Origin of the sequence: Novacetimonas pomaceti, assembly GCF_003207955.1 — a bacterium.
Lineage (GTDB): Bacteria > Pseudomonadota > Alphaproteobacteria > Acetobacterales > Acetobacteraceae > Novacetimonas > Novacetimonas pomaceti.
In genome coordinates this window covers 33,387-55,608 of the sequence record NZ_NOXG01000004.1, presented here as the reverse complement: position 1 = coordinate 55,608, position 22,222 = coordinate 33,387, and the positions used below count along the sequence as shown (strand labels likewise).

Sequence of the window (22,222 nt, the reverse complement as noted above, 5' to 3'; positions counted from 1 at the left end):
GCGGGCCATCCACGGTCCATTGAGCAGGAACGAGGCACGCGATGTCCGATCAGTTTTCCCAAGCCAGCCAGCCCAGTCCCTATCCCGAAGTCTGGGTTTATGGCGGTTTCTGGATCAGGGTCGTGGCGCACCTGGTGGATTCCCTGATCGTGTGGGTCGGGCTTGGCCTGCTGGGCGCGATCATCGGCCCCAGCGTGTCGATCACGATATTCGATCCCCAGCCCGCCGGCGGCGGCGGGGATTACAGCGTGTCCTACATCCAGCCCGTCGATTACATGATCATGTCGAACACGCCGCACGTCCACTGGCACGGCCACGGGCTGCTGGAAATGGCATGGCTGGTGCTGCCGGCCCTGTACTACATCATTTTCGAAAGTTCCCGCCTGCAGGCCACGCCAGGCAAGCTGCTATGCCGGATGCGGGTAACGGACCTGAACGGAAACAGGATCGACTTTCTGCGGGCGACAGGTCGTTATCTTGGGAAATACCTGTCTTTCATGATACTGGGAATCGGTTTCCTGATGGTCGCGTGGACCCGTCGCAAGCAGGGACTGCATGATATCCTGGCAGGCACCTATGTCATCCGCCGCCAGCTTGAGGCCCCGCCCCCGCCCGTCCCGCCCGCGTGGCAGTAACGCGCGATCGCACGCAGGGACCGCCCCCAGTCCCGAGCAGAGGTCGTGCCGCCATGCCCCGACACCGCCGTGTGACATCATTGCCCGCATTGCCCGCATGTTTCCGCAACCGGGCGGAATGATGACAAATCGTGAAAACGCCACGGTGAAGGCAACTGTGATGGCCGATTTTCGTTATAATTGTTTATATATTGAAATAGCGTAAGTTTTTGACCCGGTCATTCCGGGTTGCGTTCCCATGTCCGTTCACCCACCCCCTGTTCACGCGCCGGTTTCCTGCGCCGGTCGTGACGGGGGACGGGACGGGCGCGGGGACGACATGACGACGTGATGCAGGAGGTGACCAAAGGCATGCCCGCCGATTTCGTGACTGTTCCCCCATCCCCGCGCCGGTCCCGGGCGGGAGCGTGCCTCGCGCTTCTCTTTTCCATCCTCACGCTGTTTTCCGTCATGGGCTCCGCCCGCGCCGCCGACGCCGACGCCGACGCCGCGCAGGGGCATGCACAGGGCCAGATGACCGCCGACCAGGCGCAGCAGGTCCTGTCGGTCATGAACGACCCGCAGAAACGCGCCGAATTCACCAAGACGCTGGAGGCGATCTCCAAGGGACTGCCCGCGCCGGCCACCCCGGCGCCCACGCCCACGCCCCCTCCGGCCGCGGCCAAGGCCGCGCCGAGCGACGTTTCGGTGGAACCCGACAGCATCAGCAGCGAATTCCTTGACGAACTGACGCATGCGCGCGACATCGCCCTGCATCAGGCGCAGAATTTCATGGCGCTGTTCAAGGACCTGGCCTTTGTCGGGCACTGGGTCCATTCCACGTTGAGCAACGCAGATTCGCGGCAGATCCTGCTTGACGCGACCGGTCGCGCCACGCTCATCGTGCTGTTCGCGATGGCGGCGGAACATGGCTTTTCGCTGCTGCTGCGCAAGCCGCTGGCGGGGGTGACGGCGCGCGCCGTCGCGACGGAAGCCCGCCTGAACCAGCATGTCCGGGCCGAGGACACGCAGCAGGACGCGCAGGCCACCGCCACCCTGTCCGCCGACGGGTCGAAGGAAACGGCCGACGAACGCGCGACCGAACAGGCCCGCCAGCAGGATGACAAGCAGCAGCACGAAACGCTGCGCATCATCGCGCGCATCCCCTTCTCGCTGCTGCACCTGCTGATCAAGCTGCTGCCGGTGGCGCTGTTCCTTGGCATCGCCTATGGCGGGTCGGCGCTGCTGACCTCCACCCACCAGGCGGCGATGGTGACGCTGACGCTGACCAATGCCTATGCCATCGCGCGCGCGCTGTACCTGCTGCTGGAAATGGTGTTCGTGCCGCGTTCGCCCACCATCCGCCTGTGCACCGCCAGCGACGCCACGGCGCGCATGGTCACGCGGTGGTGGAACTTCCTTGTCGCCGCGCCCTCGCTGGTGATCTGCCTGTCCACGCTGGGCGGGGTGTTCGACATGCCCGCGCGCGGGACCGAGGCGATCATCCGCGCCGTCGTGCTGGTCGAGCATATCCTGGTCGCCATCTTCATCTGGCGCATCCGCAAGCATGTGGCCGAGGCCCTTCAGCCGCCCGCGCGCTTCCAGGACAAGCCGTTCTGGGTCTTCGTCGGCCGGATGGTGCATTTCTGGTGGGTGCTGGCGATGTTCTTCGACTTCGCCCTGTGGCTGGTGTGGGCGACGCAGGTCCGCGGTGGCTATGCCTGGATCCTGCGCACGCTGTCGCTGACGATCATCGTGATCCTGCTGGCGCGCCTGTTCGCGATCCTTGCCTTTGGCGTGCAGAACAAGCTGTTCCAGATTTCGCCCCAGACGGAAAAACGCTATCCCGGCCTCCAGGCGCGGATGGATTACTACTACCCCTATGCGCGGCGGGCGCTGTCGTTCCTGCTGTCCTTCGCCACGGTCGTGTGCCTGCTGCAGTCGTGGGGCCTGCCCGCCTTCGCCTTCTTCCTCCATGGCTCGCTCGGGACCAAGATCATCGGCGCGATCCTGACGGTGATGGTCGCCTATACCGTCGCCATCGTGGTGTGGGAGGCGGCGAACGCCGCCCTGCAGAGCCAGATCAACCGGTTCGAGACCTCGGAACAGGCCTCCCGCGCCAGTCGGCTGCGCACGGTGCTGCCGATCATCCGCACGGTGCTGCTGACCTTCATCATCGTGATCGTGACGGTCACCACCCTGTCGCAGATCGGCATCAACGTGGCCCCGCTGCTGACGGGTGCGGGCATCATGGGTGCCGCCGTGGCCTTCGGCGCGCAGAGCCTGGTCAAGGACTTCATCACCGGCTTTTTCATGCTGGTGGAAAATGCGATGCAGGTTGGCGACTGGGTCACCGCGGGCAGCGTGTCCGGCACGGTGGAGCATCTGTCGATCCGCACCCTGCGCCTGCGTTCGGTCAACGGCGACCTGCACATCATCCCGTTCTCCTCCGTCACGTCGATCGCGAACACCTCGCGCGATTACAACCTCGTGGTCGTGGATTTCATGCTGGACCTGAGCGAGGATCCCTCCCGCGTGGCGGCCATCCTGCATGACGAACTGGCGCAGATGCGCAAGGACCCGAAGTTCGCGCCGCTGATCAAGTCCGACTTCTCCTTCCTCGGGGTGGAGCAGGCGGATGGCAACGGGGCGAAATTCCTTGGCTCCATCCGCACCACGCCGGGTTCCAAGTGGAAGGTGTATCGCGAATATTACCGCCGCCTGACCGCGCGGATGGTCAAGGAAGGGGTGAAGTTCCCGATCCCGACCGCGGTCAGCATGCTGGGCAACATGCCGGGCACCGACGGGCTGAAGGTCCACAGCGACATGAAGATGGTCTTTCCCCCCAGCCCCGCCCAGCAGCAGGCGGCGCAACAGGGCAACCCCGCGGCGCAGTCCCACCCCGCCGCCACGGCACAGGTGACACAGGCGGCCGACGTGTCGCATGATGGGGCTGCATCCACCCCCGGCGGCCCTGCCGCCAGCCCGAGTCCAAAGGCCCACGAATGACCCCTGCCGCCGGTCCCGACCTGATCCTGCCCACGATGGAGGCGCCCCTGCGCGCGAAGGGGTTCGTCTTTGTCGGGGCGGAGGGGATGCACGCGGAACTGGCCCGTTACGGACTGCGTGACTGGAACAGTTTCGCGGCAAGCTGGAACCGGCTGGGGATCGACCGTTACATGGCCGATGGCGGCCGTTATCGCCGCCGCCGCCATGCCACGTTCGCGGTGGGCGGGGACGGGCTGCGACGCAAGAAGCACCAGCCCCATTACCAGAGCCGCGATTACAACGAGCTCAATGGCGGGATCGAACGCTGGTTCCGCGCGGTGGAGCCGGAAATCGGCGCCCATCCCGCGATGCAGGCGATCATGCGGCTGATGTATCGCATCGTCACCGACCTAACCCCGCCCGAACGCCGGCCGGAGGCATGGCACGCGGAAATCCACCAGTTCCGTATCGAGGCCCTGCCGGAACAGCCCGGCCATCCCACGCCCGAAGGACTGCACCGCGATGGGGTGGACTGGGTCCTGGTGCTGATGATCCGGCGTGAAAATGTCATGTCCGGCGAAACCACCATCCATGACCTGCAACGCCGCATGGTGGGGACCTTCATGCTGGACCGGCCGATGGACGCGGCCATCGTCGATGACAACCGCGTCTATCACGGTGTTACGGCGGTGCGCCCCATCGACCCGTCGCGCCCGGCCTATCGCGACGTCCTGGTCGTCACCTTCCGACACCAATGACCCTGCCGCCCGGTCGTCCGGGGGCATCGGGCGGGACATGGCGCCGCTTCGCGCTGACGCTGCTGGCCTCGGTCCTGCTGACGGGCGGGGCGCTGTACGGTTTCATCGTCACGGTCGACCCGTGGGACGTGCTGCCGCTGTCGCCGCCGCTGCCGCGCATTCCCATCACCACCAACGCCCGTTACAGCATGCCCGCGCTGGCGCGCCGGGCGGAATTCGATTCGGTCATGCTGGGCACCTCCACCTCCCGCCTGATGCAGCCCGCCGTGCTGGACGGGGCGCTGGACGCGCGTTTCGCGCAACTGGGCATGAACAGCGCCAGCGCGTGGGAACAGGCGCGCATGCTGGGCCTGTTCATGCGCCACCATCCACATCCGCGCGTGGTGATGATCGACATCGACGCCGCATGGTGCCGCAACCGGCCGGGGAACCTGACCTCCCCCAACCGGCCGTGGCCGGAATGGATGTATGGCGGTTCCGGCTGGGCGGGATACCTGCACATGGCGGACCTTTATGCCCTGCAGGAGGCGGCGAACCAGTTCCTGTGGCTGATCGGGGCAAAGCCGCAGCGTTTCGGGACGGATGGATATACCAGCTTCGTCCCTCCCGACGACCGTTATGACCGCGCGCGCGTGGACCGGGCGTTCGCCACGTGGACGCCCCCCGACCCGACGCCCGCGCCCGCCGGGGCCGATCTGGTCGCGCCCGACAGCATCGGGCTGCTGCGCACCATGCTGTCGGGCCTGCCGCGCGGGACGCGCCGCCTGCTGTGGTTTCCCCCGGCCTCCGCCTGGCTTCACGGCCCGGCGGGCAGCCGCAGCATGACGCGCGCGCTGGCGTGCCGCAGGGCGATAAGCGCCATGGCGGCGGGCATGGCCGACACGCTGGTGGTGGATTTCGACATTCCCGGCCCCATCGTCGATGATCGCAACAATTTCTGGGACCCCCTGCATTACCGCCTGTCGGTGGCGCGCCGGATCATGGACGATCTGGGCCGCATCGCCCGTGGCGGCGATGGCGGGACGGACGCGCACGTACTGGTGCGCAACGGATGGCGCGCACCCTGACACAGGCCCTTGATACATACCCTTGACACATACCCCTGGGGCGGCGCGGCACGGGGAAAAGACGCAAGCCATGCGCTACGCTCACCATTCCGTCGCGGCAGCGGGCCTTGTGCGTGGCGGGTCATCTGGTATGGGAAGAGGACGCCCCCGCGAACATCCGTCCGGCGCATCGGGCCAGGTCCCCCCAATTCCGGGACACGGCATCCGGTGCATGGCGGTTTTGCTGCCTGTCCGCGCGGGTTCCCTGCGTGTCCTGCCCGATTGCCGTGGCAGGCGCGGTCCTGAGGTTGGAGAGGCTGGTGAACACGTCCGTCAATGGTGCGCCGCAATGGCATCTGCAGGCCGAGGCGAACCGGACCCTGATCACATTGTCTGGCGACTGGATCGCGCAGACGGGCACCACCCCCGACTTTCCCGGCCACGGCCTTGATGGCGCCACCAGGGGAAAACCCCTTGAATTCTCCACCAGCGATCTGGGGCGATGGGATACCTCGCTCATCAGTTTCCTGTGGGAGCTCAAGCGCGACGCGCGGCTGGCCGATGTAACGGTCAAGGCGGACACCCTGCCGGATTCAGCGCGCAAGCTGCTTGACCTGCTGCCGGAAATCCCGCCCGACGCGCATGCGCCGCCGCCGCGCCATTTCGCGCCGGTCGCAGCGGTGGGACAATTCACGCTCGATACCCTCAACGAAATCGGCTGCGTCACCGAAATGGGGGTCGCCACGGGCCGGGGCGGCCTGCGCGCGCTGATGGGCAAGGGGATGATGCGCACCATCGACCTGCTGTCGGACGTGCGCGCGGCGGGTCCGTCGGCGCTGCTGATCGTGGGCGTGGTCAATTTCCTTGTCGGCGCGATCCTTGCCTTTGTCGGCGCGGTGCAGCTGCATAAATTCGCGGCCGACATCTATGTCGCAAGCCTGGTGGGAATCGCCATGGTGCGCGAAATGTCCGCCGTCATGACCGCCATCATCATGGCGGGCCGGACGGGCGGCGCCTATGCCGCGCGGATTTCGACCATGCAGGGGAACGAGGAAATCGACGCGCTGAATGTCTTTGGCATTCCCGTCTCCAGCTACCTTATCCTGCCATCCGTCCTTGCCCTCGTGCTGACGATGCCGCTGCTGTATCTTTACGGTTGCCTGATCGGCATGTTCGGCGGGTTCTGCGTGTCGTACATCATGCTGAACGTGACGCCACTGGGCTATTTCCACGAAACGCTCTATGCCGTGGCGCTGTCGCAGTTCGTGTTCGGTTTCATCAAGAGCATCGTGTTCGGCGGCTTCATCGGACTGACCAGCTGCCGCATCGGGCTGAAGGCCGGGCGCAGTGCGGCGGACGTGGGCATCGCGGCGACGCGCGCGGTGGTCGTGGGCATCGTGGGCGTGATCGCCATCGACGCCATATTCGCCGTCATCGCCAACGTGATGGATATCTGACCCGATGAATGCAGACACGTCCCCGAACACGGCGTCCCCGATGGCACAGCCTGCCGATCCGTCGCAGAACGCATCCGCCGAAACGATGCTGTCGGTGCGCGACGTCACGCTGGCCTTCGGGCCGAAGGTGATCCAGCACGACATTTCCTTTGACGTGAAGCGTGGCAGCATCTTTGCCGTCATGGGCGGGTCGGGCTGCGGCAAGAGCACCCTGCTCAAGAGCATGATCGGCCTGCTGCGCCCGGCAAAGGGCGAATACCTGGTCGGGACGGAAAATTACTGGGCGGGCAGCGAACAGGACCGGGTGCGCATCGGCCGCCGCTTTGGCGTCCTGTTCCAGAGCGGCGCGTTGTGGAGTTCGATGACGGTGGGCGAGAACGTGGCCCTGCCGATGCAGATGTTCACGACCCTCAAGCCACATACCATCCGCCAGCTGGTCGAACTCAAGCTCGGGCTGGTGGGCATGCTGCATGCCATCGACCAGTTCCCCTCCGAACTCAGCGGTGGCATGAAAAAGCGCGCGGGCCTTGCGCGCGCCATGTCGCTGGACCCGGACATCCTGTTCTTTGACGAACCGTCCGCCGGGCTGGACCCCATTACGTCGGCCCGGCTGGATGAACTGATCCTCAACCTGCGTGACGGGCTGGGGGCGACGATCGTGCTGGTCAGCCATGAACTGTCCAGCCTGTTCGCCATCGCCGATGACGGCATCTTCCTCGACCCGGATTCCAAGACGGCGATCGCCCACGGGTCCCCCACATGGATGCGCGATCACTGCGACAATCCGATGGTCCATGCCTTCATGCACCGCGAACGCACGGCACCCACCAGCGACGGGGACAGGTAGGGGCCATGCCCGCCAGACAGACAGTCATCGGCGCACTGGTGCTGGGCGCGGCCTTCGTGGGGGTGGCGGTCCTGCTGGTGCGCGGGGAGATCCCGTTCCTTCACCCCATGCGCGAGGCCGTGGTCGTGTTCGAGGATTCGACGGCGGGCCTTGATGTCGGCTCCCCCGTCAATTTCCGGGGCATTCCGGTCGGCGCGGTCGAAAGCATCAGGATCAGCGTCGACCCGGCGATCCATCGCACCTATACCTCCGTCAATATCGTGTTTTCGGCGCGGCAGATCCCCGGCGGAGCGGACCTGCCGGACATTCCCGTTCTGGTGGCCGACGGGATGCGCGCGGACATGGTGCTGCACAGCTTTGTGACGGGGCAGTCGGAAATCGACCTCGACTTCTCCCCCAACACGCCCGCGCGCATGCATCCGGGCCTGTCGTCCCTGCCGGAAATCCCGGTGGGACAGACGACATTGCAGCAGCTCAAGGGGGAGCTGGGCGCGCCGACGATGGAAAAGCTGAAGCATGACATCCGCACGGCGGTGGCCAGCATCCGCCAGCTTGCCGGGGACCTGCATACCGACCTGCCGCCCATGATCGCCAGCATCCGCGAGACCTCGCAACGCAGCCATGTCGCGGTGGTCACCATCCGCGCGGCGCTGGCCGATGCCAGGACGCGCGGGGCCGCCACCCTGACGGCCATGGACCGGATGCTGACCACCGGGTCGCAGCAGATGGATGCCCGGCGCGCCGAACTGCGCGAACTGATTTCCAACACGCACCAGACGCTGGTGCAGGCGCATGAAACCATGGTGGGGGTGCGGCAGCTGATGTCGCCCCAGTCGGCGGAGCAGATCCACCTGGCCGAAACGATGCGTGACGTGACCGACGCCGCCTACGGGTTGCGCGGGTTCGCCAATGAAGTCGAAAGTAACCCGCAACTCCTGCTGATGGGACGCAGCCAATGATCTCGTGCCTGCCTGTTTTCCTTTCCCGCCACATGGCCACCTGCCGCGCCATGGGGGGACTGATCGTATCGGCCTCGCTGCTGGCGGCGTGTTCTTCCGCGCCGGTGAAGTTCTATACGCTGGGCGCATCCGCCATCGCCACCGGCGCGACATCGGCCAGCGGCAGCGTGTCCCCGGTCACCGAGTCCACCACCGTGATCGAGGTGGAGCACGCGCGCATCCCCGATTACCTCGACGGGCAGGACATTCTGGTGCGCGACGGGCATGAAATCGAACGCAGCTCCCTTGGCCGGTGGGCAAGCCGCCTGTCGGTGGGCGCCACGGACCTGGTCACCGCGCGCCTGGCACAGAAATGGCCCGACCGCTTTGTCACGGACCAGCCGCAGCCGCAGCCCCCGACATGGCGCCTGGCCATCAACATCAGCCGCCTTGATGTCAGCCGTAACGGGGCCGCCGCGCTGAATGCCGACTGGTCCATCATCCCGCAGGACCTGCACCAGCCCATCCAGCGCAACCGCACCCATATCGAAACCACCGGCAGCGGGGCGGGCAGCAACAATCATGTTGCCGAGACGACGGAATCCCTGCTGGATCAGCTGAGTGACAAGATCGCGGCAAGCTGGCCGCACGCCACGCTGCCCACGACGCATGCCACCCACCATCGCGCGGGCAGCGCCAACCCGCCCGTGTAAGGTTGAAAATACCGGCCCGACAATCCCTTGGATTCATAAAAGTTTTTGGTGAAGCTTTTTCCAAAAAGCTTTGAAAGACGTCGCCTTCTTGAAAAAAGGTGACACCCAAAAACTTTTATTATCCTCTATCAGCAGGCTGTTTTCAGACAGCGCCCCCTTCAGTCAGGGGTGACGGGTGCGAAACGCGGCACGCCATTTACTTCCTGCATCCACATCTCCAGCGGGCGGACCCAGTAATCGCCGCGCGCCTCGCTGCGATAGGTCACCAGCCACTCTTCCGTCTCGCTATGACGGCCGACGCAGATGACAGTGTAAAGTCCCCCCTTGTAATGACGGTACAGGCCCGGGGCGGGTTGTGCGGGTGCAACCATTTGCATCGTGTCTCCTTCATTGCATCATGGAACGGGGGCCTTTTCATGTCCGCCGCCCGATGACCTGAAAAATAGGGAGATATCCGTCGCATGTCCTGCCGCCCGCGTCACCTGCCGCCATGCCCGCCCCGCCCCGCCGCATGGTGGGCCGCGCCGGGCGGGGTGGCGGCCATGGGCGTGGCGCTGCTGCTGGGGGCATGTCTCCCGGCCCATGCGCGGGCGGACCGTGGCGCGACGGTGGTGCTGGCGCAGCATCCCGGCACCGAACTGGACCGGCAGGCGCGGCAGCTGCAGGCGCAGGACCTGCGCGACGCGCATGCGCGGGGCGAACATCCGGTCGTGCTGACGGCATCGGGGCCATTATCGGACCATGCGGGGGACATGGCGCTGTTCGTGCAGCTGCAATCCCCCAGCCTGTGCGGGTCGGCAGGATGTTCGACGTCGGTTTTCCTGCGCCGTGGCGACAGGTGGAGCTGCGTCCTTGATTCGCTGAGCGGCCCCGTGCGCATCATGGCACAGACCCACGGCGACATGCATGACCTGCTGGTCGATGACGGCGACCGCTGGATCTGGAACGGCGCCACCTATGCCGATACGCAGGCCACGCCCTCCCCGCCCGCGACGGGGCGATAGGACAGGGTAGCCAGATATCGATGAAGGATGCTGGAGCGGGTGAAGGGAATCGAACCCTCGTATGCAGCTTGGGAAGCTGCCGTTCTACCATTGAACTACACCCGCGTGCCGCCTTCCTATAACCGACGCCCGCGCGCGATGCAATCGTCGTGACATGCCCGCCGGCGCATGGGCCGTCTCCATCCCCGGTGCCCCTGTCCCCCGGTGGTTGACGAAGACGGGTGCAATCCGCAATAACCATCCCTGTCCCGCAGGCCCGCAAAGACGGGGGCGGTGCCCTCGTGATTTGATTCGGCCGGCTTGCGGCGAGGTTAAACAGACGCGCTAAAGAGGCCTGATGCCGCCACAGGGCGCTGGTGTCATGGTTTCCACGGCCGGACGATCCATTGCCGAAGGAACCTGGTGCCGGACATTCCACCCCCTATTCCGGTCCAGGCGCTTGTCCTTTCGGTGTTTCTGACGATTTTCTGGTTTGGGAATCCTGACGATCATGACTGAGAACTCCACCCCTTCCGAATGGCGTCCGGCGACGCGCCTGCTTCACGCGGGCGAGGAACGCACCCCCTATGGCGAAACGAGCGAGGCGCTGTTCCTGACATCGGGCTTTGTCTATGACAGTGCCGGGCAGGCGGAAGCGACCTTTCTGGGCGATGTGCAGCATTACCAGTACAGCCGCATCACCAACCCGACCGTAACCGCGCTGGAACGCCGCCTTGCGGATCTGGAAGGGGCGGAGGACTGCGTCACCACCTCCACCGGCATGGGGGCCGTGTCGTCCGCCCTGCTGGCGCAGGTGCGGGCGGGCGAACGCGTGGTGGCGTCGCGTGCCCTGTTCGGGTCGTGCCACTGGATCGTGGCCGAACTCCTGCCCCGCTATGGGGTGAAGACGGTGTTCGTCGATGGCGCGGATCACGCGGCATGGGCCGCCGCCCTGTCGGAACCGACCAGCGCCGTGCTGCTCGAAAGCCCGTCGAACCCGATGCTCGACATCCTCGACATCCGCGCGATCTGCGACCTTGCGCACAAGGTCGGGGCGCTGGTGGTGGTCGACAACGTCTTCGCCACCCCGCTGTACCAGAAGCCGCTGGAACTGGGCGCCGACATCGTCGTCTATTCCTGCACCAAGCATATCGACGGACAGGGGCGCACGCTGGGCGGGGCGGTGCTGGGGCGCAAGGAATGGCTTGACGACGTGCTGCGCCCGTTCGTGCGCAACACGGGCAACACGCTGTCGCCGTTCAACGCGTGGGTGATGCTCAAGAGTCTGGAGACGCTGTCGCTGCGCGTGAACGCGATGACCGCGAATGCGGGCCGGGTGGCGGACTTCCTCGCCTCCGCCCCGCAGGTCACGCGCGTCTTCTATCCCGGCCGCGCCGACCACCCGCAGCATGAACTCGCCATGCAGCAGATGAGCGCGGGCTCCACGCTGGTGGCGTTCGAGGTCGCGGGCGGCAAGGCGGGGGCCTTTGCCTTCATGGACGCGCTGCGGCTGATCTGCATCTCGAACAACCTGGGTGACGCGCGTTCGCTGGTGACGCACCCGGCAACCACCACCCATATGAAAATCGGGCCGGAGGAGCGCGCGCGCCTTGGCATTACCGATGGCACGATCCGCTTTTCCGTTGGACTGGAAGATGCGGAGGACCTGATTGACGACCTGCGTCGCGGCCTGAGCGCCGTCGCCGCGCGCTGAGTCACAGCCCGGAGCATCCCATGGCCCAAGACAAGCCGTTTCCCCCGCCCCCCGGACACGATCCGGACTCCGCGCTGGCCGCCGCCATGGAGAACACCCCGTGTTACGAGGCACGGACAGGCGACGTGCGGGTGCTGGTCCAGACGTTCTGGCTGGATGACCAGTCGGAACCGGAGGAGCGGCGGTTTGTCTGGGCCTATCGCATCCGGGTGGAAAACCACGGCAGCGCGGCCATACAGCTCCTGCGGCGCAGCTGGCATATCGTCGACGGGCAGGGCCGCGTGGAACGCGTGCAGGGCGACGGGGTCGTGGGGGAACAGCCGGTGATCGACGCCGATGGCTGTTTCGAATATATGTCCGGCGCGGCGCTGGAGACCCCCACGGGGTTCATGGGCGGGACCTATCACATGATCCTGCCCGGCACGCACAAGCATTTCGACGTGCGCATCCCTTCCTTCAGCCTCGACAGCCCGCACCACACCGCCATCGTCCACTGACCCCCGCCCCGCGCCGCCCGCGCGAAAGGGGCGGCCCGCGAAAACAAGACAGAACCGCAATGACCCCCACCGATACCGCCCCGTTGCACCGCCCCACGCGCGAGGAGGCAGAAGATGCCGTGCGCACGCTCCTGCGCTGGGCCGGCGAAGATCCCGGACGCGAGGGCCTGCATGACACGCCGTCACGCGTCGTCCGTTCGTACGAGGAATTCTTCTGCGGCTATGCCGAGGACCCGGTCGATCTCCTGACCCGCACCTTTTCCGAGGTGGAGGATTATGACGAGATGGTGCTGCTGCGCGATATCCGCTTTGAAAGCCATTGCGAACACCACATGGTGCCCATCGTCGGCGTCGCGCATGTCGCCTACCTGCCGCGCAAGCGCGTGGTGGGCATTTCAAAGCTGGCGCGCGTGGTCGATGCCTATTCCAAGCGTTTCCAGATCCAGGAACGCCTGACCGCGCAGATCGCCAATACCATCAACGACGTGCTGCAGCCCCGTGGCGTGGGCGTGGTGATCGAGGGATCGCACCAGTGCATGACGACGCGCGGCGTGCATCGCCCCGGTGTGTCCATGGTCACCAGCCGCATGCTGGGCACGTTCCGCAGCAATTCGGACACGCGACGCGAATTCCTGTCGATCCTGAACCGTCCCGGCGTCACCGGCGGGGTCTAGTTACCTGTTATAATTAAAGAAGTTTTTGGTGAAGCTTTTTGCAAAAAGCTTCGAAAGAACGCCGCCTTTCCGAAAAAAGGCGGCACCCGAAAACTTCTGTTGCTTTCCTGTCAACGCCCCTGATGGGGGCGGGTCAGATTTCGACCCGCGCGCCCAGGACGGCGATGAACTGCGCCAGCCATGCCGGATGGGCGGGCCATGCCGGGGCCGTCACCAGCAGCCCGTCGGTCACGGCCGCGTCAATCGCGATATCGGCATAGATCCCGTCCGCCAGTTCCACATCGGGACGGCAGGCGGGATAGGCGGACACCCTGCGGCCCGCGATGACCCGCGCCGCCGCCAGCAGTTGCGCCGCGTGGCAGATCGCGGCCACGGGCCGGTCGGCAAAGGCGCGCACCAGCGCGATCACCCGCGCGTCAAGGCGCAGGTATTCCGGCGCGCGACCGCCCGGAATGACCAGCCCGGCATATTCCTCGTGCCGCACGTCATCGAACGTCGCCGTCAGGGCAAAGCGATGGCCGGGCTTTTCGCTGTAGGTCTGCGCCCCCTCGAAATCATGGATCGCGGTCAGGACGTGATCGCCCTTCTTCCTGCCCGGACAGACGGCATCGACCTGATAGCCGAGCATGCCCAGCGCCTGGTACGGGACCATGATTTCATAGTCCTCGACATAGTCACCAGCCAGCAGAAGGAGTTTTTTGACCATTTCGGAAGCCTCCGTTTCAGGGTCGTCGCGGGCGGCGGGCCTGCGGGGGGATCAGTCGTGCCCGGACGGAAGATGTTCACGCAGGCGGGGCATCAGTTCGACAAAGTTGCAGGGCACGTGGCGACTGTCGAGCTGCCAGACAAGGATGTCATCCCACCCGTCGCGCACCGCGCCCGTCGATCCCGGCAGCGCGAACAGGTACGTGCCCCCCGCCACCCCCGCAAGCGCCCGCGACTGTATGGTGGAGGTCCCGATCTTCTGGTACGACAGCATGCGGAACAGTTCGCCAAACCCCTCGATCCGCTTGTCGATGACGCGTTCGAATGCTTCGGGCGTGACATCGCGGCCGGTAACGCCCGTGCCGCCGGTGGAGATCACCACGTCGATCTGCGGATCGGCAATCCATTGCGACAGCAGCACGGCGATGGCGTCCACGTCATCGCGTTCGATGGCACGCGCCGCCAGGTGATGGCCGGCCGTGGCGATCCGTTCGGCCAGGATATCGCCCGAACGGTCATCCGCCAGCGTGCGGGTATCGGATACCGTCAGCACCGCGATGCGCACCGGCAGGAAGGGTTTTTTCATATCCAGTCGAGACATGGCGCGATTTTCGCTCCGCCCCGCGTCATTCGTCAACGTCGATCTGATGCGATGACGTCCGTCACATTCTTTTTATATAAACATGACAAAAGCGGAAGTTTAAAAATAACTTTCCTCAATATTTGTGCATTGCACAAAAAAACTGTCTCTTTCGTGACAACGAAATATTTTTACAGTTCAGATATTGCGTGGGATTATGCATCATATTATTTCAGAATAAATTAATTTTCATAAAATCTACTATCCAAGGTTCATATTCGATATGAAATATGCTACGGATGCGCGGATGATAAGAACAATTCCATTCTTTCTTGCCCCCATCGCGCTGTCTTTTCTGGCACTTTTCGCATTCCGGCAGCCCGCGTCCGCGCAGGCCCTTCCCGGTGACAGCATGGGCGGGATCGGCACCCAGCCCATGATGGCGGCCAATGCGCGGCGCACGGATTCCGCCTGGGCGCAGGATCCGGGACAGTTCTTCAGCGCGCCCTATGGCGACCAGCACTTCTTCGGAAGCTGGCTGGGCCTGCAGCCATGGCTGGTCAAGCACGGCATCCACATCGCCGCGGACGAGCATGAGGAACTGGCCGGGAACTTCCGCGGCGGCGCCAAGCAGGGCGTCACCGATGCGGGGCAGACGGGCGTGGAAATCGACATCGACTGGAACAAGCTGGCGGGGCTGAAGAATTTCTGGACCCATACCATGATCGTCAACGGCCATGGCACGAACCTCAGCACCGAATACATCCATGATTCCCTTGGCGGGGTCCAGCAGATTTACGGCGCGCGTGGTAACGTCGTGGCGCATCTGGTCTATATGTACGCCGAACAGTCGCTGTTCCATAACCGGCTGGACATCAGCGCGGGCTGGATTCCGGTCGGCAGCTTCTTTGCCGCGTCACCGCTGTTCTGTAACTTCATGAACGTGTCGATCTGCGGAAATCCCGCGCCGGGCAAGTATGTCCCGGGTGGCCGTGACTGGCCTTCGGGCAACCTTGGCGTCGTGATGCGCGTCATGCCGACGGTCGATACCTATATCATGGCGTCCATGTTCGCCGTCTCGCCCCATGCCTTCAACGGCGGCATCTCGGGCTGGGCCTGGGCGCAGAGCGGGCTTGGACATTTCTCCACCCCGGTGGAAATCGGCTGGCTGCCGGAATTCGGTCCCCATCACCTCGCCGGTCATTACAAGGCGGGATATGGTTATGACAATTCGCAGTACAACGACCTGTACCAGGACATCAACGGCGGTTCGGCGGTAAAGACCGGCCTGCCCTTCCGCAAGGAATCCGGCGTCAGCACGGCATGGTTCCAGGCGGACCAGATGATCATGCGCAATGGCAAGGGACCGACGAACGGCCTGATCGGCATGGCCGGTTACATGTACACGTCGGGCAAGGTGTCCGCGATGAAGCAGCATGCTTGGGCGGGCATGATCGAAACCGGCGCGAAATGGGGCCGTCCCCTCGATACCATGGGCGCGATGTTCCATTATTTCGAGATGAGCCGTTCCTCCGTGCTGCAGCAGGAATCCTCCATGCTGACGGGACAGCCCCTGCTGTCGAACCAGTGGGGCGCGGCATGGGGCATCCAGACGCATGAGGATGTCTATGAACTGTTCTACAACATCCATGCAGCCCGCGGCATGAGCTTCCAGCCGGACTTCCAGTATATCAACCGTCCGGGCGGCACGACGACCTATCACGACGCCGCGGTCATGGCGTTGCAGTTCAACTGCATCCTGTAACCGCGCGATTACGGACGCGATTACACGGCGGGTCCTGCGAATCCATCATGGAAATACGTGACCGGCGCGCCCGGCCCGTATAAGGCGGCATCATGACCGACGCCGCCCGCATGCCCGCCATCGACGATCCCGACGCCATCGCCGGGGCCGCCATGTCCCTGTATCCCGAAAGCTGCCGGGGCACGCCCCGCCTGTTATGCCTGTCGGAAAATGCCACCTACCGCGTTGACCTGCCCGATGGCGGCAGGCGGGTGCTGCGGGTGCACCGGCCGGGATATCATGATGCCGATGAAATCCGCAGCGAACTCGCATGGCTCGACAGCCTGCGCCGCGACGGGATTCGCGCGCCGGTGCCGGTCCGGGGGCTGGATGGGGAATGGCTGCACCATGTCGCCCCTCCCGGCGTGGCGGGCCGGCATGTCGTCATGTTCCACTGGATCGCGGGAACGCAGCCCACCGCCGATATCGACCCGGCCAGCTTTGCCCGTCTGGGCCGCATCACCGCGCGCCTGCACCGCCACAGCCGGCAGTGGAGTCGCCCGCCCGGATTCCGGCGCAGGTCATGGACGCATGCCACGATGGTCGGGCCGGACGCCCCATGGGGACGCTGGCAGGAGGCACGCGGCCTGGACAGGACGTCGCATGACGTGATCGCCCGCGCCGTGGAACGGATTGGCGGCGAACTGGCGGATTATGGACAGGGGGCGGAGCGTTTTGGCCTGATCCACGCGGACCTGCGGCTGGCGAACCTGCTGATCGAGGGGGAGGCCACGCACATCATCGATTTTGACGATTGCGGATTCAGCTGGTTCATGCAGGACCTTGCCGCCGCGATCAGCTTTTTCGAGGACCATCCCCACATGCCCCGCTGGATCGGACACTGGATCGACGGATACGAGGGCATCGCGCGGGTGGGGCAGGCCGACCTGTCCATCCTGCCCGCCCTGATCACGCAGCGGCGGATACAGCTGATGGCATGGGGTGCCTCCCACGCCGAAACCGCGCAGGTCAGGTCACTGGGTCCATGCTGGAACGCGCGTAGCGTGGCATTATGTCGGGATTATCTGGCGGGACGGCTGGCGCGGGCCATCGGGCGATGATGGCGGCGAAGGGGAATCGGGCAACGGATCACGGGTGATCCATGTCATTCACCAATCCCGGCAGCGATGTTACCCACTCAAGGCAGGGGCACACAGGCCACGCCGGTCCCTGACGGGCGGGAAAGTCAGGCGTTTTCGGCGGAACAGTCAAGCGTGCGGGCATAATCCAGCAGCGCGCGGCGATGGCTGAGGTGGATGGAGCGCACGTTCTGCGAACGCGCGGTCGTGTCGTCGGACGACAGGGCCGGCGCGCCGGGATGCGAGGATGGCTTGATAAGCGTGTCAGTCACTGAAGGCATCGTTTCGTGTTCCATCATCGTGCTGAAGCATAAAGTTACATACGCGGCGGGTATCGGCGATCGCTAATTATTACTTAATCGTCATATATGACCAGATTGAGGCAGCAAGGCCATAGTTCAAATTTATCTTCGCGGCCTCGATCACATTTTTGTTTACAGACACCCCGGCTTTCCCATGCCGCTTGTGACGCGCTGATGGCTGGTGATAACTCCGCCCATGCGCTTTGTTCACACATCCGACTGGCAGATCGGCAAGGTGTTCCGCTTTGCCGATGACGACACGCAATCCGTCCTGCAGGACCAGCGGCTGGAGGTGATCGGCCGCCTGGGCCAGCTTGCGCGTGCGCAGGGCGCCGCGGCCGTGGTCGTGGCGGGCGATGTCTATGACCATGAAATCCCGGCCGAACGCACCCTGCGCCAGCCGATCGAACGCATGCGGCAGTTTCCCGACCTGTGCTGGCACCTGATCGCGGGAAACCACGACCCGCACGTGCCCGGCGGCATCTGGGACCGGCTGCGCGCCATCGGGCTGCCGGACAACGTGACCGCCCATCTGGACGGACAGGCCACGCCCATGGACCCGGCGGGAACGGCATGGGTCATCCCCGGCGGCCTGAAACGCCGCCATGTCGCGACCGACCCCACGGCGGACATGGACACCGCGCAGACGCCGCCCGGCGTCATCCGCGTGGGACTCGCCCACGGGTCGGTGCGTGATTTCGGCGATACGGCGCACAACCCCAACCGTATCGCCATCGACCGCGCGCGGCAGGCGGGGCTGTCCTACCTCGCGCTGGGGGACTGGCACGGGATGCAGCGCATCGACGAACGCACATGGTACAGCGGCACCCCAGAAATCGACGGATTCGACCGGGGCGGCGATGGCGGGGGAAATGCCCTCGTGGTGGAACTTGCCGGTCCCAATGCCCGGCCGGAGGTCACGTCCCATCGCGTGGGCCGCTTCGTCTGGCATCGCGACAGCGCCACCCTGACCGGGGCGCAGGACATCGGGGCGCTGGAACACCGCCTGCGCAACATCGACCCGCAGGAGGCGGGGCGCGTGCTGGTCTGGCTGTCGGTGCGCGGGGCGCTGTCGCTGGAGGATCTCCAGACCTACCAGAACACGCTCGACGCCCTGTCCTCCGCCCTGCGGCTGCTGCGCGTGGATGGGGAGCCAGCCCTCCTGCCGCGTGCCGATGACCTTGACCTGTTCGGGACGGGCGCAGTGCGCGAGGCCGCGCGCCTGCTGTCGGAACGCGCGGCCACCGGACCGGAGGAACAGCGCGACATCGCGGTCGCAGCCCTGCGCCGCCTGGCGCTTGCGGTGCATGCGGCCCCCGGCGGCAAGGGAGACGCGTCATGATCCTGCATGGGCTTGAGGTCGCGCAGCTGCGCAAATTCATCGCCCCCACGCGGCTGTGCGGGCTGGGGCCGGGGCTGAACGTGCTGGCGGCGCGCAACGAATTCGGGAAATCCACCCTGCTGGCCGCACTGCGCGCGGCGTTCATGCTGCGCCATTCGTCGCGCGGCCAGCCGGTCCGGGACCTTCTGCCGCTGTCCGATCGCGGGGCGGGGCCGACGGTGCGCGTCGATTTCAGCATCGGCGACGTGTCGTGCCAGATGGAAAAGCGTTTCCTGTCGCGCCCGTCCATGACCCTGCAGGTCGCCGGCGGGGAGACGTTCCGCAATGACGATGCAGAGGAACAACTGCAGAAGATCATGGGGCTGGAGGCGCAGGGTCGCGGGGAGGCCACCGGCATCTGGAGCGCACTGTGGGTCACGCAGGGCGACAGCCTGCGCCAGCCCGACCTGAGCGGCCGGGCCGGGGACCGCCTGACCGCCTGCCTTGAGGGGGAACTGGGCAACATCACCGGCGGGGCGGAGGCGACGCGGCTGCTTGCGACCGTGCGGGAGGAACGCGCCGTCCTGCTGGACGGGCGCGGCCATCCCCGGGGACGATACAAAAGCGCCATTGCGGAAGAAGAGGCCGCCATCGCTCAAATCGGCCGCCTGGTGGAACGCCGCCGCGTGCTGGAGGACGATATCGAAACGCTGGCGGAACAGCGCCGCCTTCTGCACCACGCCGACGACGCCACCCGCCACGAGCAGGAGATGGCCGACCTGGCGCAGGCCCGGCACGAGCGCGAACGCCTGCACCAGCATGCCGGCCGCCTTCGCGCGGCGCAGGCGGAGGTGCGCGTGGCGCAGGGGGCGCTGGGCCTTGTGGAAGAGGACATTGCCCGCCGCGCCGCGCTGGAGACACGCCGGCAGCAGCTGCATGCCCGCGCCACCGAACTGCGCGACGCGATGGAGGCGGCGCGACAGCGCCTTGCCCGCGCGGAACAGGCGCATGCCGAACGCCAGCACGACCTTGACCGCGCGATGGCGCAGCTGCGCGACGCGCGTGAGGTACATGCGCGGGTCAGGCGGCGCGAACAGGCGGGGCTGTGGCAGCGCGAACACGCCGACGCCGCCACCCTTGTCACCCGGCTGGAAGACGCGGCGCGCGACGTGGCGCGGGCGGAGGTGTATCTGGCGACATGCCGGGTCGATGACGCGATGATCGATCGCCTTCGCGCGGCCGAACGGACGGCGGACCGCGCGACGGCGCAGTGCCGGGCCTATGCCACGCGGCTGGAATTCGGCCTGCTGCCGGACATGGCGCGACAGGTCAGCATCAATGGCGTTCCCCTGGATGATGTCGTCCAGTCTGATGCGGCGGTCGAAATCACGGCGGCGACGACCCTGCACATCGCGGGCATTGGCGACATCCGCATCCAGCCGCCGGGCGACAGCGACCGTGACCGCGCCCTGACCGCCCGGACGCAGGCGCGCGAGGCGCTGGCGCAACTGCTGGCGCAGGCCGGATGCGATGACATGGCGCAGGCGCTGGACGCGCACGCCGCATGGCGTCAGGCCGAACGCGCCGTCAGCGACGCGCGCAAGATGCAGGCCCACCTGCTGCCCGCCGACATGGCCGATCCGGCGGCCGCGCTGGCGACGGCAAAGGCGCGGATCATGGATCTGGACCGCCAGCTTGCCGGGGCGGGAGACGACGATGCCGCCGCCATGCTCCCTCCCCTGTCCGATGCGCAGGCCGCCGTCACCGCGGCGGAGGCACGGGTGGAGGCCGCGCGTGCCGCCCTGCTGCGCCCCGATGGCGAAAACCGGCAGGCACGCGACATGCTGACGCGCCACGAAACGGAGATGGAGCAGGCGACTCAGCAGCTTGAACAGGTCACCCGTGAACTGGCGGCCGAACGCGTAAGCCAGCCGGACGAGGCCCTGTCGGCCCGGCGGGACGCGGCGCGGGCCGCGCGGGATGCGGCCGAACGCGCCGTGCGCGCGTGCGAGGCCGACTGCCCCGACGTGGACGAGGCCATGGTGGACGCCAAGATCAGCCGCCTGGAACGCGCGCTGGAGGATCGGCGCACGCGCGTGGGCGAACTGCGCCAGAGCATCGCGGCATTGTCGAGCCGCATCGAAATCGCGGAGGGCGACGGACTTGACGAACGGATCGCGGGCCATGAACGCCTGCGTGACGGACATGCCCGCGAACGCGCCGAATGCGCGCGGCAGGTCGAAATCCTCACACTGCTGGCCGATACGCTGGCCACCACGGCGCGCGAAGCGACGGAACAGTATCTTGCCCCGCTGACACGCGCCATGGAACCGGCCCTGCGCGGCCTGTTCCCCAGGGCGCAGGTCACGCTCGGTCAGGATTTTTCCATTACCGCCGTGACGCGCAACACGCAGGAACAGTTCGGGGACCTGTCGGATGGCACGCGTGAACAGATCGCGGTGCTGGCGCGGCTGGGGATGGCGGACCTGCTGCATACGCGCGGGCAGCATGCGATGGTGATCCTGGATGACGCGCTGACATTTTCCGACAGCGGCCGGATGGAACGGATGTTCGACATCCTGACCGAAATGTCGCAGCGCATGCAGATCATCATCCTGACATGCCGGGCGGAACAGTTCGCAGGACTGGGCGCGCGCCGCCTGAGCGTGGTGTCAGAATGACGGACACCCCGCCGGGGGACATCCCATGATCATAAAGAAGTTTTTTGGTGAAGCTTTTTTGCAAAAAGCTTCGAAAGACACCGCCTTTTTAGATAAAGGTGGCACCCAGAAACTTTTGCCATTCATAAATGCGCTGTTTTCGGGCACCCTGCGGAACAGGCGCATAGTGTGGTCAGTGCCGGTGTCGCAACGCCAGCCCAACATCCATCAGGTCGGGGGATCATGGATTACGTTTCCCAATCCACCTTGCCCATCCTGTCCGGGAAGGAACGCCATTCCCGGGCGGAGGCTTCCCTGATTTCGATCGTCCTCGTCATCCTTGTCATGGCCACGTCGCGCAATGCGAAGGGCGCGCATTCCCGTCAGGCCGCCACGGGAGCGGGTCGCCGTCGCGACGCGCGGGCGCTGTGGGACAGGCTTCGCGACTGGCGAAAGGCCCGGCTGTCCCCTTCCCGGCCCGATGGGCTGAAATCACAATGAACGGCATGATGATGGGCACACCATATTTCCGCTTCTTTTGG

Annotated in this window: 22 protein-coding genes, 1 tRNA gene and 1 riboswitch; of the genes, 17 read left to right on the top strand and 6 right to left on the bottom strand. The window is 65.6% G+C overall.

Translation table 11 applies throughout. From position 1 onward, the window contains the following. Window positions 1-41: 41 nt before the first annotated feature. The gene (locus tag CFR71_RS06255; protein ID WP_110528749.1) at window positions 42-635 is read left to right on the top strand and encodes an RDD family protein; all 594 of its coding nucleotides are present in this window, start codon (window positions 42-44) and stop codon (window positions 633-635) included. A gap of 218 nt (window positions 636-853) precedes the next feature. On the opposite strand, the gene CFR71_RS17125 is transcribed toward CFR71_RS06255, so the two are convergent. Beyond that, a complete protein-coding gene (locus tag CFR71_RS17125) occupies window positions 854-988 on the bottom strand; it encodes a hypothetical protein (RefSeq protein ID WP_275405104.1) in 135 nt (44 codons plus the stop codon). Here CFR71_RS17125 and CFR71_RS06250 point away from each other — a divergent pair. From CFR71_RS06250 to CFR71_RS06220, 7 genes are all read left to right on the top strand, one after another. After that, window positions 987-3,623: a mechanosensitive ion channel family protein gene (locus CFR71_RS06250; protein ID WP_110529060.1), complete on the top strand. Its 2,637-nt coding sequence runs from the start codon at window positions 987-989 to the stop codon at window positions 3,621-3,623. The genes CFR71_RS17125 and CFR71_RS06250 overlap by 2 nt on opposite strands. After that, window positions 3,620-4,360 (top strand): 2OG-Fe dioxygenase family protein, encoded by a 741-nt coding sequence (locus CFR71_RS06245; RefSeq protein ID WP_110528746.1) that lies wholly within the window; start codon window positions 3,620-3,622, stop codon window positions 4,358-4,360. Before CFR71_RS06250 ends, CFR71_RS06245 begins: the two co-directional genes overlap by 4 nt. Then, on the top strand, window positions 4,357-5,427 hold the full coding sequence (locus CFR71_RS06240; protein ID WP_110528744.1) for a hypothetical protein: 1,071 nt from the start codon (window positions 4,357-4,359) through the stop codon (window positions 5,425-5,427). Before CFR71_RS06245 ends, CFR71_RS06240 begins: the two co-directional genes overlap by 4 nt. A gap of 299 nt (window positions 5,428-5,726) precedes the next feature. Beyond that, entirely contained in the window at window positions 5,727-6,863 is a 1,137-nt protein-coding gene (locus CFR71_RS06235) for an ABC transporter permease (RefSeq protein ID WP_206057932.1), read from the top strand. Between the two features lie 40 nt (window positions 6,864-6,903). After that, window positions 6,904-7,710, top strand: a complete 807-nt coding sequence (locus tag CFR71_RS06230; protein ID WP_110529056.1) for an ABC transporter ATP-binding protein — start codon at window positions 6,904-6,906, stop codon at window positions 7,708-7,710. 5 nt (window positions 7,711-7,715) lie between these two features. Then, entirely contained in the window at window positions 7,716-8,669 is a 954-nt protein-coding gene (locus CFR71_RS06225) for an MlaD family protein (RefSeq protein WP_110528738.1), read from the top strand. Further along, complete coding sequence (locus CFR71_RS06220) at window positions 8,666-9,361, top strand: PqiC family protein (RefSeq protein WP_110528735.1); 696 nt, start codon at window positions 8,666-8,668, stop codon at window positions 9,359-9,361. Before CFR71_RS06225 ends, CFR71_RS06220 begins: the two co-directional genes overlap by 4 nt. A gap of 158 nt (window positions 9,362-9,519) precedes the next feature. Here CFR71_RS06220 and CFR71_RS06215 read toward each other — a convergent pair whose 3' ends face one another. Next, entirely contained in the window at window positions 9,520-9,738 is a 219-nt protein-coding gene (locus CFR71_RS06215) for a DUF1653 domain-containing protein (RefSeq protein WP_207781332.1), read from the bottom strand. Between the two features lie 84 nt (window positions 9,739-9,822). On the opposite strand from CFR71_RS06215, the gene CFR71_RS06210 reads away from it, so the two are divergent. Beyond that, a complete protein-coding gene (locus CFR71_RS06210; protein ID WP_338065922.1) occupies window positions 9,823-10,365 on the top strand; it encodes a hypothetical protein in 543 nt (180 codons plus the stop codon). A 31-nt stretch (window positions 10,366-10,396) separates the two neighbouring features. Here the strand turns inward: CFR71_RS06210 and CFR71_RS06205 are convergent. Then, window positions 10,397-10,470: transfer RNA gene (locus CFR71_RS06205), tRNA-Gly, on the bottom strand. Between the two features lie 163 nt (window positions 10,471-10,633). Continuing rightward, a riboswitch (SAM riboswitch) is annotated at window positions 10,634-10,714 on the top strand. 141 nt (window positions 10,715-10,855) lie between these two features. On the opposite strand from CFR71_RS06205, the gene metZ reads away from it, so the two are divergent. From metZ to folE, 3 genes are all read left to right on the top strand, one after another. Continuing rightward, the gene (gene metZ / locus CFR71_RS06200; RefSeq protein ID WP_110528729.1) at window positions 10,856-12,058 is read left to right on the top strand and encodes an O-succinylhomoserine sulfhydrylase; all 1,203 of its coding nucleotides are present in this window, start codon (window positions 10,856-10,858) and stop codon (window positions 12,056-12,058) included. A gap of 86 nt (window positions 12,059-12,144) precedes the next feature. Continuing rightward, on the top strand, window positions 12,145-12,555 hold the full coding sequence (apaG, locus tag CFR71_RS06195; protein WP_110529050.1) for a Co2+/Mg2+ efflux protein ApaG: 411 nt from the start codon (window positions 12,145-12,147) through the stop codon (window positions 12,553-12,555). A gap of 59 nt (window positions 12,556-12,614) precedes the next feature. Further along, complete coding sequence (gene folE / locus CFR71_RS06190; RefSeq protein WP_110528716.1) at window positions 12,615-13,229, top strand: GTP cyclohydrolase I FolE; 615 nt, start codon at window positions 12,615-12,617, stop codon at window positions 13,227-13,229. Window positions 13,230-13,362: 133 nt separating this feature from the next. Here folE and CFR71_RS06185 read toward each other — a convergent pair whose 3' ends face one another. Continuing rightward, entirely contained in the window at window positions 13,363-13,935 is a 573-nt protein-coding gene (locus CFR71_RS06185) for a DJ-1/PfpI family protein (RefSeq protein WP_110528713.1), read from the bottom strand. A 51-nt stretch (window positions 13,936-13,986) separates the two neighbouring features. Next, window positions 13,987-14,535, bottom strand: coding sequence for a molybdenum cofactor biosynthesis protein B (gene moaB / locus CFR71_RS06180; protein WP_110528710.1), 549 nt, complete (start codon window positions 14,533-14,535; stop codon window positions 13,987-13,989). Window positions 14,536-14,797: 262 nt separating this feature from the next. On the opposite strand from moaB, the gene CFR71_RS06175 reads away from it, so the two are divergent. Next, a complete protein-coding gene (locus CFR71_RS06175; protein WP_110528708.1) occupies window positions 14,798-16,279 on the top strand; it encodes a carbohydrate porin in 1,482 nt (493 codons plus the stop codon). Window positions 16,280-16,371: 92 nt separating this feature from the next. Next, window positions 16,372-17,379 (top strand): phosphotransferase enzyme family protein, encoded by a 1,008-nt coding sequence (locus CFR71_RS06170; RefSeq protein ID WP_110528705.1) that lies wholly within the window; start codon window positions 16,372-16,374, stop codon window positions 17,377-17,379. Window positions 17,380-17,504: 125 nt separating this feature from the next. Here CFR71_RS06170 and CFR71_RS16430 read toward each other — a convergent pair whose 3' ends face one another. Beyond that, window positions 17,505-17,678: a hypothetical protein gene (locus CFR71_RS16430; RefSeq protein WP_165829344.1), complete on the bottom strand. Its 174-nt coding sequence runs from the start codon at window positions 17,676-17,678 to the stop codon at window positions 17,505-17,507. A 217-nt stretch (window positions 17,679-17,895) separates the two neighbouring features. On the opposite strand from CFR71_RS16430, the gene CFR71_RS06160 reads away from it, so the two are divergent. From CFR71_RS06160 to CFR71_RS06145, 3 genes are all read left to right on the top strand, one after another. Next, window positions 17,896-19,041, top strand: coding sequence for a metallophosphoesterase family protein (locus CFR71_RS06160; protein WP_110528698.1), 1,146 nt, complete (start codon window positions 17,896-17,898; stop codon window positions 19,039-19,041). Continuing rightward, window positions 19,038-21,701, top strand: coding sequence for an AAA family ATPase (locus CFR71_RS06155; protein WP_110528695.1), 2,664 nt, complete (start codon window positions 19,038-19,040; stop codon window positions 21,699-21,701). The genes CFR71_RS06160 and CFR71_RS06155 overlap by 4 nt, the downstream gene beginning before the upstream one ends. A gap of 222 nt (window positions 21,702-21,923) precedes the next feature. Continuing rightward, on the top strand, window positions 21,924-22,181 hold the full coding sequence (locus tag CFR71_RS06145; protein WP_133250293.1) for a hypothetical protein: 258 nt from the start codon (window positions 21,924-21,926) through the stop codon (window positions 22,179-22,181). Window positions 22,182-22,222: the final 41 nt, after the last annotated feature.